Genomic DNA, 14,644 nt, shown 5'->3' on the forward strand with positions numbered 1-14,644 from the left:
GTTAGGCGAAGGGATCAATGGTAACGAAGTGGAGGCAAACGATGAAGCTGCTGTGGTTCAAGTCGATTTATCCCAAAATCGTGGCCGGCTTTTTGTTGGCCATTATGCCGGTTTACGCCGCTGCCCTGTACATGAACGAGTCCGGGCTCGCGAGCGTGGAGCAGGAAATTACACAGTCCTTGAATGCGAGGACTAATTTTTTCATGCGCACGTTGGAACAGGAGCTGCGATCGACGGTGCTGCTGATGAACGATTTGTCGCAGGACTCCGACCTGCAAAAGCTGAGTACCATCGCGCCCGCCATGAGCCGTTCCGAATATTTTCAGGCGATCAACCGCCTCCAGGGCAAAATGCGGCTGCTGCAAAGCTCCAATCAATACGTTCAGGAGGCCAAAACGTACATTCCGCTGATTGAGAAAACGATTGAACAGGTGTCCTACGAAGGGGCCATGCCGCCGGAACAGATGAAGGCGCTTGAGGAGCATCCCGATCGGGTCATTTTCGAATGGAAGAACAAGCTTCTGCTGGGCATGGTATACCCGGAACGCCTGCGAAACGGCCTTCCGCCGAATTTTGCGATTGCGGCGGAGCTCTCCGTTCCCAAAATGCAAACGGCGCTCCTGCAGCTGGCCACGGGGGATGGGGGGGCCGTTCTCATCGGCGTGGACAATAGCTGGGTCCTGACGCAGGAGGACGGAGGCGGCATCGGTCCCCGGTTGGCCGAACGCATTGACTTGGAAGCGCTAACAACCACCGAATTTTCGAAGCTTCCCTACAACACGAAGGTAAAGGCGGATGGGGCCAACTATTGGGTTAGCGTGGAGCGTTCCGCCTTTTTGAATGCCGACCTGGTGGTGTATGTGCCCGAAGCCGAATTTTTGGGCACGCTCGGGAAATACCGCATGATCTTTTTCGGGCTGTCGGGCTTCTCCCTTCTGGTGGTTATTCTGTTCTCGGGTTGGATCTACAGGCGGATTCATCAGCCGCTTCAGCGGATGGTGAGGGCATTCCGCAACATCGATTTCGACAGTCCCCGGGTGGAGCTGCGCCATAAGCATTATGACGAGTTCCACTATCTGTACGAGCAGTTTAACCATATGGTGAAGCGCCTGCAGATACTGATCCACGAGGTGTTTGAACAGAAAATCCGCTCCCAGCGTTCCGAGCTGAAGCAGCTCCAATCCCAGATCAACCCTCATTTTTTATATAACAGCTTCTTTACGCTTCATCAGATGGGAGAGATGGAGGATTACGAGAATATCGTTCGTTTTACGAGGCATTTGGGGGAATATTTCAGGTTCATCACCCGCAACGCTGCCGACGAAGTTTCGTTGAAGGCGGAAGTGGGGCATGCCAAGGCATACGTGGACATTCAGTCCATCCGTTTTCATAACCGGATATCGGCTTATTGGAATGACATCCCCGGTGATTGGGAGCAACTGGACGTTCCGCTGCTCATCCTGCAGCCCTTAATCGAAAATGCATACGAGCACGGACTTGAGGAGAAGGAAGCGGACGGGCAAATCCGGGTGACCATGGCCGCTGAGCCGCATGTCCTGCATATCATCGTGGAGGATAACGGGGAGACGTTGACGGACGAAAAGCTGCGGAACCTGCAATCCATGATCGCGAATTCGGACGTGAAAGGAGAGATCACCGGTTTAACCAACGTGCATCGACGCCTTCGATTAAAATTCGGGCCTGCGGGTGGATTGGCCTTTTCGAGAAGCCGATTAGGCGGCTTGAGAATCGATATGACACTGCCAAAGCAAGAAAGGAGCAAGAAGGATGAAGAGCAGGTACAGAATATTAATTGTGGATGACGAACCTTTTATCGTGAACGGGCTTGCGGAATTGTGCCTTGGCGCGGAATTTCTAGAGCTTGAGGTGTATAAGGCTTATTCTTCATCGGAGGCCTTGAGCTGGCTCAAACGGGCGAAAATGGACATCGTATTGTCGGATATCAAAATGCCGGGGTTAAACGGCCTTGCCCTGCAAAAGGAAATATCCAGGCAGTGGCCCCGTTGCAAAGTGATTTTTTTGACCGGATACGACGACTTTTCTTATATCCAGGAGGCCACCCGGCAAGGAAGCGTCGATTACGTTCTTAAGGCCGAGGGCAACGATGCCGTGCTGAGCGCGATCGAGAAGACTGTCGAGCTGCTTGACCAGGAAATGGAAGAGGGCAGTCTGATTGCCAAAGCGAGGGAGAATATGCGCATGGCGCTGCCGTTTTTACAGCAGCAGTACGTGCTGGAGCTGATGCAAAAAACACCTGGTTCTATTCGGCGGGAGGAGCTGGAACAGCGCTTTGCGGAGCTGGAGATGAAGCTGGATCACGGCAAGCCTTGTCTGCTGCTGTTGTGCAGGCTGGACGGATGGCAAAGGCAAGAAAGTCCATCGGCCCAATCGCTCATGCTGTACGCGGTCCAGAACATCATCGGCGAGCTGCTCGGACCGATGACCGACGGCATGGCCGTGGAGTTCGGCAGGGCCAAGATGATCTGGATTTTGCAGCATAAAGAGGAGGAGGAGAAGCAAACGGAGGAGTTTCGCGGTCCGGCGGCGGAACGGGTCCAGCGTTATGTCCACGGAATGCTGGAACAAATTCAGGATGTTTGCAAAACGCTTCTGAGATTGAAGACTTCGTTTGCCATGGCTGGCGAGTGGGTCAATTGGGAACGGCTGCCGGATAAATTCGAAGCACTGAAGCAGCTGCTGGACAGCGGCCTTGGGATCGGCCACGAATCTCTGCTGGCAGAAGCCGGGGAGCGTGACCGCCCGGATCGTATGGGGAAGTTTCCGGGGCGCTCTCGCTCGCATCTGAAGCGGATGGAGCTGCTGCGCGGCTGTCTAGACAATGGGGACCGGGAGGAATTCATTCAGCTGTTGCATGAGGTGACCGATCCCTCTTCCTTCCCGCCGGAGGTTGAATATTTGCTGAAGATGGAGGTGTATTACGGCCTGGTGTCCGTGATAATGCCGTCCCTGGTGGATATGGAAGCTCTTTGCCAGAACGTGGAAGGGGTGGTGGACTATATCACATTGACTCATCTGGAGGAGCATGATTCCTGGACGGAGGCGGCTGAATATTTCGAAAGGCTGGCGGACATCATCTTCAACCGGAAAGAGCAGGGGAAGCAGGATCAGCAGCATGAGGTGATTGCCAAAGTTCAACGGTATATCGAGGATCACTTAAGCGGCGACCTGTCCTTGACGCAAATCGGGGAGGCCGTGGGACACAACCCTTCGTATTTGTCCAGATTGTACAAACAAGTGACCGGTGAGGGCCTGTCGGAGTCGATCAATGCGGCACGGCTGGCCAAAGCGAAGCAGCTGCTGAAGGAGACGACGGACAAAATCCATGTCATCGCCGCTGCGGTGGGTTTCAGTTCTCCGCCGTATTTTTACCGCTTCTTCAAAAAAACGACCCATTTGACGCCGCAGGAATACAGAGAACTTCACAACATGTAAAGAGAAGATATCAAAGTAAAGAGCTTGAAGTAGATAGCTCTTTTTTTGTTCCCTTATACTCTATACAAACATTGAAATCAAGGAGGTCGTAAACATGAAGAGAAATAAGCTCTTGTCCGTATTGTGGATCAGTATGCTGGCTTTCGTGCTTATTTTAAGCGCTTGCGGTAAAGGGGAAGAAGGCGGGGACAGCGCCCCCGGTTCATCCACTGATAACGAATCCTCGGCCTTGGAGCCGGGCGACCCGTTCGGCAAGTATGATCCCCCCGTTCGGCTGGATGCCGTCCGGTTCGTGGGAGAAGAAGTGAAGTTCCCGTCCGGACAGGATATTAAAAACAACGTGTGGACCGACCTATACAAGGACATGGGCATCAACCTCAACTATAAATGGGTGGTGACGGGCCAGGAGCAGTATGAATCCAAAATGAATATCGCGATTGCTTCGAATGACCTCCCGGATATCATGCAGGTGACGCCGGAGCAGCTGCGCCAGCTTGCGGACGCCGGGCAATTGGCGGACTTGACGCCCGCTTTCGAGAATTTCGCCAGCGATGACCTGAAGCAGGTCATGGAGATCGAGAAAAACGCCCTCCCTTCCGCGACGTTTGACGGAAAGCTGTTGGCAATCCCGTCCACTCAGCCGGTCATTGGCGGCTCGGCTCCGCTCCTGTGGGTCCGGGAGGACTGGATGAAGAAGCTGAATCTGCCTGAACCGAACACGATGGATGACCTTGTGACCATTGCGGAGGCGTTTGCCAAGCAGGATCCGGATGGGAACGGCAAGCCCGATACCTACGGACTTGCGCTGACCAAGGATATCGGATTAAACAGCTCTTCGGTAGGATTCTTTAACGGCTTCGGCGGTTTCCCGCAAATTTGGATCGAAGACGCAGAGGGTCAATTGCAGTTCGGCAGCATACAGCCGGAGATGAAGGAAGCGCTGGCCAAGCTGCAGGGCATGTTCAAGAACAAGCTGATCGACCCGGAGTTCGGCGTAAAGGATACCGTCAAAGTCTTTGAATCCGTGACCACCCATAAAATCGGCATGCTGATCGGACCAAGCTGGTATCCGGCATGGCCTTTCTGGGACATGGTGAAAGAAGATGAATCGGTGAACTGGAAGTCCTACCCGATCCCGTCATTGGAGGGCGGTCCTGCTACGGTGCAGATGCCGTTTGCCGTATCCCAATATTACGTGGTCAAAAAGGGGTACGAGCATCCCGAGGTCATCGTCAAGCTGGCTAACCAGTACTATGAGAAGCTGTACAGCGACCATGCGGAATTTGACAAGTACGGTCAAATCATCGAGGACGGCGTATCCATCGGGGTCAACAAATATTCGCTGGTTGAGGTCGTCAATCCGAACAAAGACCTGATCCGGCAGGAGGAGCTGGCCAAAGCCCTGGAATCCGAAAGCGATGCGGACATCACCAGCGCCGAAACGAAGATCATGTTCAAGGAATTTCAGGAATATCTCGCGGGCAACAACCCGATGGGCTGGTCCGGTTATGCTGCCAACGGTCCGGAAGGCTCCATGAAACAGCTTCGCGATTTGAACGATGCGGGCAAAGTCATTTCGAACGGTTATGTCGGCGCTCCGACCGAGACCATGGCGGACAAAAAAGCGACGCTCGACCGGCTGGAGCAGGAAACGTTCATCAAAATCATTTTGGGCGAGGCGAGCATCGACGCCTTTGATGAGTTCGTGGCCAATTGGAAGAAGCTCGGCGGCGACAAGATTACGGAAGAAGTTAATGCATGGAAGGCCGCCAGATAAAAGGGGGCCGGCTAACGGGAACAGGGGAGGGAGGTTTCTGACACCCGCCCCTGTTCTCATTCACCACCTGCTGAAGGCGAATGGGATACACATTGACAGACAGGAGGATCGCCATGTTAAGCAAAAAATTTCGGCGGCAGTGGCCGCTTCATTTGATGATTTTGCCCGGCATCGTCATCGTGCTGATTTACAGCTATTGGCCGATGATCGGCATCGCCATGGCCTTTCAGAAATTCGTTCCGTTCAAAGGCCTTTTCGGCTCGGATTGGATCGGGCTGGACAATTTCCGCTATGTGTTCGATCTGCCGGAAACCGGCCAAATCATTTGGAATACGGTGTTTATCGCCTTCATGAAAATCATCGGAGGATTGGTCGTGCCGATCCTGGTAGCCCTGCTGCTGAATGAGCTGAGGAACGAGCTGATTAAACGCGGCGTGCAGACGCTTGTATATTTGCCGCATTTTTTATCTTGGGTCATCCTTGGTGGAATCTTTATCGACATTTTGTCGCCGACAAACGGGATCGTAAATCAAATTTTGGGCTGGTTTCGCATCGAGCCGATTTTTTTCCTGGGCAGCAACCAATGGTTTCCTTATACCCTCGTCATAACGGACATCTGGAAGGAATTCGGCTTTAGCACTATCGTCTATTTGGCTGCGTTAACCTCCATCAATCCTTCCCTGTATGAGGCGGCTACGGTCGATGGCGCAAACCGCTGGAAACAGACCTGGCATATCACGCTTCCAGGTATGATGCCGATCATCATTTTGCTGGCGACCCTCTCGCTGGGGAATGTGCTGAATGCCGGTTTTGACCAGGTGTTCAACTTGTACAGCCCGCAGGTCTATGAGAGCGGGGACATTCTGGATACGTTTATTTACCGGATCGGCATGCAGGGTGCCCAGTATGGGGTAGCCACGGCGATCGGCTTGTTCAAATCCTTGATCTCGTTCGTCTTTATCGTGACGTCCTACGCTCTGGCATCCAGGTTCGCCAATTACAGAATATTTTAGGAAGGAAGGTGTCCCGTATGCATAAACCGTCACTCAGCCGCAAATTTTTTCTTGGCTTCAACTACGCTTTTCTGATCGGTCTGGGGCTGCTCTGCTTTCTTCCCATCGTTCATATTCTGGCGGTTTCCCTCAGCTCCAAAGGCGCGGCGACGGCGGGGATCGTGAAGCTGTGGCCCGTCGATTTTACGCTTAGCTCCTATCAGTACGTGCTGAACAAGCCGCAATTTATGGTAGCGATGTGGGTCACCGTGCAGCGTGTCGTTCTCGGAACCGGGATCAGCATGCTGCTGACCCTGCTCATCGCTTATCCCCTGTCGAAGGAACCGCGGGATTTTAAATTCCGTACGCAATATGCCTGGTTCTTCGTGTTCACGACCCTGTTCTCCGGAGGGTTAATACCGAGGTATATGACAATCAGGGATACGGGTCTGATCGACACGATATGGGCACTGGTCATCCCGGGCGCGGTAGCCGTGTTCAACGTGATTTTGCTGCTCAATTTTTTTCGCGGCCTGCCCAAGGAGCTGGAGGAATCCTGCTTCATTGACGGCGGGAGCTACATCACCAGCCTGTGGAAAATATACGCGCCGCTGTCGCTTCCGGCCATGGCTACCGTTACGCTGTTTACGATCGTCGGCCAATGGAACGAATGGTTTGACGGACTGTTACTGATGAATTCTCCTGAAAAATACCCGTTGTCGAGTTATCTTCAGACCGTTATCGTACAGACCAACCTGACGTCGATCAATGCAGACGATGCCGCGGCCCTTTCCGAAGTATCCAATCGAACCTTTAAAGCCGCGCAAATATTTATCGGCTCACTGCCGATTCTGCTGCTGTATCCATTTCTCCAGCGTTTTTTCGTCAAAGGTATCGTGCTTGGCAGCGTAAAAGAGTAATCTCGAATCTGCGTTATGTTGTATTGGTCTCCATGCCTGCTTTTTCGCAATATATGGTATAATTTTCTACTGAGGTGCTAGGGGAAAGGTGCTAGGGCCAGCATCGTAAACTCAGGCTTACCGATCAAGCGATCAAGAGAGGAGAGAGCAGAATGAACGAAGCGTATCTTCAATTGTACGATTATCACATTTGGGCGAACGAAAGACTATGGAACCATCTGCAAACTTTGCCGGAAGGCGTGTTTCTCCAGGAAGTGAATCTGGGCTTCAAATCCATCGCCGAAGTTTTCGGTCACCTTGCAGCTGCGGAGGAAGTTTGGTTTGCCCGGATCAAGGAGGAAAGTCCCCCGTCGCTTGCCGCGAGACCATTCGCGAATTTGGAAGCAGCTCGTCAATACCTGAGCGAGCTTCAAACCAAGCACCATGAATATTTAGCGTCGGTAGGCGATATGGGGAAGGTTGTGACTTATCACAACACGGCGGGCGAGGGATTTCAGAATTCGATTTCGGAGATTCTCCAGCAGGTCGTAAATCATGGAACCTATCATAGAGGTAATATCACGACCATGCTTCGGCATTTGGGACACAAAGGGTTAATAACGGATTATATTGCTTTTTTAAGAGCGTAGCTTAAAAGCACCACATATAGGGGACTTCCTGCTGTCATGGTCTCATGAGCCGGGGAGCCCTTTTGCTTTTTTTACCAAATAGAAATTAGGATGTAAAATAGAATATATGCCTTTACGATTCACTCGCTTCACCTAACATGGGGATTAAGGGTTCAAACATTACGATCCAAAATCGTTGAAGGTACAACCATACCGGTGTGATTTGCTTTAGAACGTCTGAAGGACGTACAAGGAAAGGTGCTGGAAGTCGGCTGTGGATCAGGCAGGGTGTTAATTCCGCTGCTTCAAGCGGGGATCGTTATGGAAGGCGTGGATAATTCAACGGCTATGCTGGATTCTTGCAGAAGACGAGTCGAGGAATTAGGCCTAACAACTAAACTGTATGAGGATGCAATGCATAACTTTTCGTTGACGGATTCGTATGAGGCCATTATCATCCCTGCCGGATCCTTTCAATTAATAGAAGATCGGGAGCAGGCTGTCACGGCGCTGCGTCATTTTTATTCTCATTTGAAACCTGGCGGCAGATTAATTGTGGATTTGTCCATTCCTACTAATTTAGATGCGAATCACACCTCGACTAGGAGCTGGGAAACCTCCGATAACGAAGTCATCGTTCTGGAGGATAGACGTACGGAATGCAATCTGCTTGACCAGCGCATCGTCTCGATTCTGAAGTATGAAAAGTGGAAGGAAGGCGTTCTGGTTCAGACCGAGCTGCAGCGGTTTCCTCTTAGCTGGTATGGATACCACGAATTTGAACTCATGCTAGAGAAGCAGGGATATGAAGAAATCACGAAGTCGGCTGACTATACTTGGCTGAATAAACCTGTTAAAGCGGATCAGATGATTACATTCGAGGCTATGAAAGCTCCGAGTAATTAGAATCAGTGAGGTGATTGCATGCCGTATGACGCAGACTTAAATTCCGAGGATGTGGATCGATTAATCCAATACCTTGAATATTTCCAAGATCCTGGGGCCGTTTTTTACCATGAAGTTAATGGATACAAGCGCGAAAGCTGTTAAGACTGAGAGAATTAAAGGGCACATTATCCTGATCCTACGCATACTTGTCACCGTCGTACCGAAATGACTTAGTACATTCATATGAAGTGATGGAATTAGAACGTGAGGGAGGAATAACAATGATAACCAAAGCGATTTTCCTCGACTTTTATGGGACTGTGGTTCATGAAGATGATGAGATCATTCCGTTAATATGCCAAAAAATCAAGGAGACTTCCTCTGCGGACTGTACCATTCAGGAAATAGGACAATACTGGTGGAAGTCCTTCTCAAACATGTTTCATGATAGCTATGGGGAAAGTTTCGATAATCAAAGAAATCTGGGGAGAACTTCTTTACGCACGACGATAGAATACTTCAAATCGGGATGCATTGCAGAGGAGATCATTCAGGAGCAATTTGAGCATTGGCAAAAGCCAGGTATTTATGATGATGCGCTCTCTTTTCTAAAGTCGTGTAAATTGCCCATATATATCATTTCTAATATTGATACATCGGATGTGATGGCAGCCATAAGGTTTCACGATTTAAAGGTCACTGGCGTGATCACTAGCGAAGATGTTAGGTCATATAAACCTAGGTCGGATATATTTGCAGAAGCACTTAGAAGGTATGAGTTAAGGAATGTGGAGGTCCTGCATGTCGGGGATTCATTAACAAGTGATGTTGAGGGGGCTCAAGCATTGGGAATCCGAGCCGTTTGGATTAATCGTATGAACAAATTAAAGCCGGATCATATACATCCCGATTACATCATAAAGAAGCTGACGGAATTAGAAGAGATCATCTAGCGCGAAATAAAAGCGGAATCGGCCGTGAAGCGTGTATGCAAGAAATAATAGAATATACAGTTGATCAATAGATCGCAGCATATAGAATCCAGGTAAAGAGAGGCAACCAAATGACAAAGAAAGCTTCGATCTCCTTATTATTCATATTTCTATTCATCTCAATTCTGATCATTTCAATTCGGTTACAAAAAACCTCTGAGACGAAAGCCCCTAATAACTCCGTTACCCTGACTTTAGATGAACATACAGGCTCTGTTATTTGGAATGATCTTATTAAGATCACGGTTGGGCAGCAAGATGGTCCAACAGAACATGTGAGTATTCGAAATCATTCGGAAATAACGAACAAAGAAAGTATAGACTTACCTATTGGTCATCAGGCTACATTCATTCGGTTTCTACATGGTGGTTCGGCAGTATATCCAGTTCCGGATAAAGTATTTTATTTGATATACATTCAGAAACCCGTTAAAGAAAAGTCTACATCGGAGGAATTAATAAGGACTTATTATATTGAAGGAGAAGTTATAGGCGACAGTGAAATAGAAGCGAAGGAAGAACTCATTAGGATTGCGCAAGCATGGAAGGTAGAGTAGAACATGTCGCATTTGTACATGTGAATAAGAAATCATTCAGTCCGCCAACTCCGTTGAGCAGCTGCAACCTAATAGAACCAGTTAATCACACTGGGTGTGTGTCTTTTTCGTTTTATGTTTTTTTTATGTCAACGATATGGAAAAGGCAGTAGAATGGTATACAAGGTTCCTGGGCGTACCAATCTACAAGAAGATTTATAAGAAACTGAATTGAAAAATCAAATGGGTGGGGGAGAAGACATGATACAATCCATTGTCCATATTGCATTAGTCGTGAAGGACTATGATGAGGCCATCGCATTTTATACCGAGAAGCTGAATTTCACCTTGCTTGAAGATACATACCAACCTGAACAAGATAAACGTTGGGTGGTCGTAGCACCTCCCGGCTCGGTCGGCACGACGATATTGCTTGCCAAGGCGTCCAAGCCGGAGCAAGAGCCATTTATAGGCAATCAGTCCGGCGGCAGAGTGTTCCTGTTCTTGAATACAGATGACTTCTGGAGAGACTATCGTGAAATGGTATCGCGGGAGATTGAGTTTGTAAGGGATCCCAAAGAAGCGGAGTACGGCATGGTGGCGGTATTTAAGGATTTGTACGGCAATCTGTGGGATTTGCTGGAGTTGAAGGAAGATCATCCATTGATGAAACGGACGAAGTAAAATCGATATATTGATCGTATATCCAAGAACCTACAAGGAGGAAGCAACAGATGTCCAAAATCCTCAATGTGATTGTCATTGCAGCGCACCCGGATGAACCCGAAATCTATGCAGGCGCGATCTCGGCAGCTTACGCAGAGATGGGTCATCGGGTGAAGTTCGTAACGCTGACCGATGGATGCTGCGGTCATCATGAAATGAGCGGGCAGCAGCTGGTCGAACGTCGGATTCAGGAAGCTCTTGAGGCTGCAAAGCGTCTTGGGGTGCTGGAATACATCGTCCTGCCCATTCCCGATGGCGAATTGATGCCAACGCTCGAAGTACGCAAGGAAGTGATCCGTCATATTCGCGGCTGGGAGGCGGATATCGTCATTACGTTCCATCCGGACGGTCCCGGTCATGTAGATAACCGCAATGTCGGGAAGGTCGTGAGGGATGCGGCAGATTTTGTTGCGAACGTACCGAATGCCGTCCCTGAAGTGCCGTCATTGAAGAAATCCCCGATATTCCTGCTGATGCCGGATTATGCGGCACGGGCGACGTACCAGCCGGATATTGTTATCGATGCTGGGGGCGTGGTCGAGAAGAAATTACTGGCCTGCGATGCCCATGCTTCCCAATTTTATGAGTTTGCACCTTGGCAGGGCGGTTTCTTGGATGCCGTACCGGATACATGGAAAGAGAAGCGGGACTTTATTCTAAAGCATTGGGATCGGTTTCTGAGCGTTTCGGACGAAATGATGCCTTCGCTTGCGAAGCAATATGGCCAAGACCTTGCAGCCAGCGTACAATATGCAGAGCCTTTCGAATTCGCGGATTATGGCAGAAGACCGAATGAAGCTGAAATGAAGATTTTGTTCCCGATGTTAACGAGTACTCATGTGTAATCTATTTTGGTAGATTAGAAATAAAATAGCGGATTTCTTCTCAGGGAAATCCGCTTTCTTTTATGATCCGAATAAAACTTACACCTTCTCTAAGGGTAATTCACCAACGGGACAGAATTCGGGATTCGTCAAGCTTAAGCGATCGGCAAATTCCGGCTGGAGCTTGGCAAGCTCCGCATAATAACTTCCGATTACATGATTGCCGCTCACCGATCCATTCTGGAATGTCAACGGCCATTGGGTATGCACATGGCTGTAATAGTACTTCTTCTCCCGTTTAGGCATCTTGTAGATGTGAGGCGGGGCATGCGTTACGACGTCAAACAGGTTGGCGATGCGGCAGCTGTTTCGAACATACTTGGCGAAGGCCTTGGTAAAATCCGGATCTCCCACACGAGGGGACCCGTAGGTAAATACATAAGGGGATTGGTGGTCCGTATTGGCCGCTGCATCGACTGCACATAAGGTTGCGAGCGCTCCTCCAAGGCTGTGGCCGGTAATGAACAGTGTCTTATGCGTAGAAAGTCGGTTAAGTGCCGACATAACCTGGCCGCGAGCAGAGGCGTAGATGTTCGTGAAACCGCGGTGTGTGAGAGAGGAGTCCTTAATATATTTGAAGTTTTTTTGGGAGGCGATGGCATCTGAGATCCAGTTTGTTGTTGAACTGGTGCCCCGAAAGGCGATAATGATTTCATTCGGTGATTCCAGAATAAACCCAAAGCGCTCGGACACGCTGATTAAGGAGTTCGCCTCAATGGTGTCATAGAGCGAATAATTTAGCGGAAGGACAAATGAGCCGTCCGTATTGCTGAATTGTGTATAGGTCTGTCCGCAGATCGCTGCCAAGAAAATGGCCCATTGTTCTCGTTCCATGCTCGTACCCATGCACATCCCGCCCTTCTGTTCTCCTACACTATATTAGGGTGCGGAAGGAAAGGTGCCTATACGCCTAAGAATGGCGAATCCGCCATCAAGCCCAGGCGCATACACGGGATTTTATCTTGAGAAGGTTTGGGTAGAACTAAGAAATATGGTACGATTCAATAGACGTTCTTGGTCGATCGGTGCATAAGCATGCACATCATCAGATTGTACTTTAATGATACATAGAGAGCAGGGTTATATAGAATGACGGACAATATTCAACAACGCTTCCGTTACAGTGAGGCACCCATCTGGGAACTACAGCGGAATTATTACGAAGAACTGGGGATGAAAGCCTGGAATAATGATCAGGTTCCGCAGTATATTACAAGCAATCCCATGATTGCTACGGCTTACGCCGAAATTATATTCGGATTCCTTCGGGACCGCGCCGATCAAGGCGAGCTAACCGAAACGGTTACGATTCTGGAACTGGGAGCAGGAGCCGGGCGCCTCGGTTATCATGTGCTGCACAAGCTGTGCGAGCTGAGAGATTTTGCGGGTATCGCGCTGCCCCCTTTCCGCTATGTCATGACGGATTTGCCGATTAAAAATGTTAATGCATGGCGTCAACACCCTGCCATGCAATCCTATATTGAACAGGGGCTGCTTGACTTCGCGAGGTTCGATGCCGTGCATGACACGGAACTGAACCTGGTGGTATCGAAGACAACGATACGTCCTGGAGATTTGAAGCAGCCGCTGCTGGTTGTCGCGAACTATTTCTTTGACGGTATTCCGCAAGAACTGATCTATGTGGGGGAAGGCAAGATTTACGAGAGCGATGTTGTTATCGAGTTTCCGGAGCAGTACGACAAGCTCAAGCCGGCTGAAGCACTGGAACGAATGAAACTGGCCTACGAGCACCGCCGTGCGCCCAGATACGAGGAGGACAACTATCCGTACCGTGATGTCATTGCCTACTACCAGCAAGAGCTGGAGGATTCGCATATCCTGTTTCCGGAGGTAGGACTGACCTGCATGGAGCGTCTGAATCAGTTATCAACGTCGGGTTTCATGCTTCTCACGGCGGATAAAGGAGATCATCATATCGATAATTGGAAGTTCGCCGAACCGCCGCAATTAATTTACCATGGCAGCTTCTCATTAACGGCTAATTATCATGCGCTGCAGCATGTGTTTGAGCAAAGGGGCGCACATGCGATTTTCCCCACGCAGCATTATAAAAATATTAACGTCGGCTGTATCCTCATGCTGGAAGCACCGATGAGTTACGCGAACACCCGGATCGCTTACCGCCAATTTATCGAACGCTTCGGGCCTGATGAATTTTTCAGTATGAAGGAATGGATCGACCGGAATATTGAAAGCATGGGCATGCAGCAAATTTTGTCTTTTTGGCGATTGGGCGGGTATGATGCCGAGTTCTTCATTCAGAGCGCGAAGCGCATCTCGAATCTGCTGCCGGATGCCAATGACGAAGAAATGCTGGATATTCGAACAGGCATCTATAAAATGTGGTCGTCGTACTATGTGATGGAGCAGCGTTATGATCTGGCATTGGACGCGGGGCTGGTGCTGTTCGAGATGGATATGTACGAGGATGCAAGGTTCTTCCTGAAGGAATCCGTGGAAACGGACGAAGACGAGCCGGTGCCAACGGTTATATATTGCTTGGCGATCTGCTGCTATGAGCTTGGTCTCGATGAAGAGGCTCTGGAATACACGCGTGAGGCGCTCGTTCTGGAACCCGATCATGAAGAGGCTTTGGCACTGTTGAAATGTTTTGAGTAATACACGCATTACTTAATCTTCGCGAAGGAAATCGCGTATTTTTCTCGGAATTGCATAGAACGACGCACGCGACCCGGCCTCTGAGATTACAATAAGGCTGGGTCGTTCTGTATTTTGAACTAGATCCCATTTACGATTCCATTCATACAGATGGCCCTGCGAGGATTGTTGGAGTGGAGTATAATGTATAAGGACATTTACGTAATG

General features: G+C 49.6%; 14 protein-coding genes. 13 read left to right on the plus strand and 1 reads right to left on the minus strand.

Annotated features, from left to right (window positions below; translation table 11 throughout):
• The first annotated feature begins 17 nt into the window (after window positions 1-17).
• The 12 genes from DP091_RS07415 (at window position 18) to DP091_RS07470 (ending at window position 11,758) form a co-directional block, all read left to right on the plus strand.
• Window positions 18-1,823, plus strand: coding sequence for a sensor histidine kinase (locus DP091_RS07415; protein WP_258394430.1), 1,806 nt, complete (start codon window positions 18-20; stop codon window positions 1,821-1,823).
• Window positions 1,789-3,474: a response regulator gene (locus DP091_RS07420; protein ID WP_113057724.1), complete on the plus strand. Its 1,686-nt coding sequence runs from the start codon at window positions 1,789-1,791 to the stop codon at window positions 3,472-3,474. The genes DP091_RS07415 and DP091_RS07420 overlap by 35 nt, the downstream gene beginning before the upstream one ends.
• A 94-nt stretch (window positions 3,475-3,568) precedes the next feature.
• A complete protein-coding gene (locus DP091_RS07425) occupies window positions 3,569-5,251 on the plus strand; it encodes an extracellular solute-binding protein (RefSeq protein WP_113057725.1) in 1,683 nt (560 codons plus the stop codon).
• Between the two features lie 113 nt (window positions 5,252-5,364).
• Complete coding sequence (locus tag DP091_RS07430) at window positions 5,365-6,264, plus strand: ABC transporter permease (RefSeq protein ID WP_113057726.1); 900 nt, start codon at window positions 5,365-5,367, stop codon at window positions 6,262-6,264.
• A gap of 17 nt (window positions 6,265-6,281) precedes the next feature.
• Entirely contained in the window at window positions 6,282-7,163 is an 882-nt protein-coding gene (locus tag DP091_RS07435; protein ID WP_009589917.1) for a carbohydrate ABC transporter permease, read from the plus strand.
• A 152-nt stretch (window positions 7,164-7,315) separates the two neighbouring features.
• Window positions 7,316-7,792 (plus strand): DinB family protein, encoded by a 477-nt coding sequence (locus DP091_RS07440; RefSeq protein ID WP_113057727.1) that lies wholly within the window; start codon window positions 7,316-7,318, stop codon window positions 7,790-7,792.
• 216 nt (window positions 7,793-8,008) lie between these two features.
• The gene (locus DP091_RS07445; protein ID WP_113057728.1) at window positions 8,009-8,677 is read left to right on the plus strand and encodes a class I SAM-dependent methyltransferase; all 669 of its coding nucleotides are present in this window, start codon (window positions 8,009-8,011) and stop codon (window positions 8,675-8,677) included.
• A 263-nt stretch (window positions 8,678-8,940) separates the two neighbouring features.
• Window positions 8,941-9,612 (plus strand): HAD family hydrolase, encoded by a 672-nt coding sequence (locus DP091_RS07450; RefSeq protein WP_113057729.1) that lies wholly within the window; start codon window positions 8,941-8,943, stop codon window positions 9,610-9,612.
• Window positions 9,613-9,722: 110 nt separating this feature from the next.
• On the plus strand, window positions 9,723-10,208 hold the full coding sequence (locus DP091_RS07455) for a hypothetical protein (RefSeq protein WP_113057730.1): 486 nt from the start codon (window positions 9,723-9,725) through the stop codon (window positions 10,206-10,208).
• 94 nt (window positions 10,209-10,302) lie between these two features.
• Window positions 10,303-10,422, plus strand: coding sequence for a VOC family protein (locus tag DP091_RS32315; RefSeq protein ID WP_113057731.1), 120 nt, complete (start codon window positions 10,303-10,305; stop codon window positions 10,420-10,422).
• 26 nt (window positions 10,423-10,448) lie between these two features.
• Complete coding sequence (locus DP091_RS07465; RefSeq protein ID WP_113057732.1) at window positions 10,449-10,871, plus strand: VOC family protein; 423 nt, start codon at window positions 10,449-10,451, stop codon at window positions 10,869-10,871.
• A 50-nt stretch (window positions 10,872-10,921) separates the two neighbouring features.
• Window positions 10,922-11,758 (plus strand): PIG-L deacetylase family protein, encoded by an 837-nt coding sequence (locus DP091_RS07470; RefSeq protein WP_113057733.1) that lies wholly within the window; start codon window positions 10,922-10,924, stop codon window positions 11,756-11,758.
• Window positions 11,759-11,836: 78 nt separating this feature from the next.
• Here the strand turns inward: DP091_RS07470 and DP091_RS07475 are convergent, their stop codons facing one another.
• Entirely contained in the window at window positions 11,837-12,643 is an 807-nt protein-coding gene (locus DP091_RS07475) for a lipase family protein (RefSeq protein ID WP_113057734.1), read from the minus strand.
• Between the two features lie 243 nt (window positions 12,644-12,886).
• Between DP091_RS07475 and DP091_RS07480 the strand changes: the two genes are divergently transcribed.
• Window positions 12,887-14,437: a tetratricopeptide repeat protein gene (locus DP091_RS07480; protein ID WP_113057735.1), complete on the plus strand. Its 1,551-nt coding sequence runs from the start codon at window positions 12,887-12,889 to the stop codon at window positions 14,435-14,437.
• The last annotated feature ends 207 nt before the right edge of the window (window positions 14,438-14,644 follow it).

Origin of the sequence: Paenibacillus sp. MDMC362, from assembly GCF_003269305.1 — a bacterium.
In the GTDB taxonomy this organism is placed as follows: Bacteria; Bacillota; Bacilli; order Paenibacillales; family Paenibacillaceae; genus Paenibacillus_AQ.

Coding starts and splice junctions, on each gene's coding strand:
- DP091_RS07480 (WP_113057735.1), top strand. CDS start 12,887: ATGACGGACAATATTCAACAACGCTTCCGTTACAGTGAGGCACCCATC.
- DP091_RS07425 (WP_113057725.1), top strand. CDS start 3,569: ATGAAGAGAAATAAGCTCTTGTCCGTATTGTGGATCAGTATGCTGGCT.
- DP091_RS07440 (WP_113057727.1), top strand. CDS start 7,316: ATGAACGAAGCGTATCTTCAATTGTACGATTATCACATTTGGGCGAAC.
- DP091_RS07420 (WP_113057724.1), top strand. CDS start 1,789: ATGAAGAGCAGGTACAGAATATTAATTGTGGATGACGAACCTTTTATC.
- DP091_RS07470 (WP_113057733.1), top strand. CDS start 10,922: ATGTCCAAAATCCTCAATGTGATTGTCATTGCAGCGCACCCGGATGAA.
- DP091_RS07455 (WP_113057730.1), top strand. CDS start 9,723: ATGACAAAGAAAGCTTCGATCTCCTTATTATTCATATTTCTATTCATC.
- DP091_RS07450 (WP_113057729.1), top strand. CDS start 8,941: ATGATAACCAAAGCGATTTTCCTCGACTTTTATGGGACTGTGGTTCAT.
- DP091_RS07430 (WP_113057726.1), top strand. CDS start 5,365: ATGTTAAGCAAAAAATTTCGGCGGCAGTGGCCGCTTCATTTGATGATT.
- DP091_RS07435 (WP_009589917.1), top strand. CDS start 6,282: ATGCATAAACCGTCACTCAGCCGCAAATTTTTTCTTGGCTTCAACTAC.
- DP091_RS07415 (WP_258394430.1), top strand. CDS start 18: ATGGTAACGAAGTGGAGGCAAACGATGAAGCTGCTGTGGTTCAAGTCG.
- DP091_RS07475 (WP_113057734.1), bottom strand. CDS start 12,643: ATGGGTACGAGCATGGAACGAGAACAATGGGCCATTTTCTTGGCAGCG.
- DP091_RS07465 (WP_113057732.1), top strand. CDS start 10,449: ATGATACAATCCATTGTCCATATTGCATTAGTCGTGAAGGACTATGAT.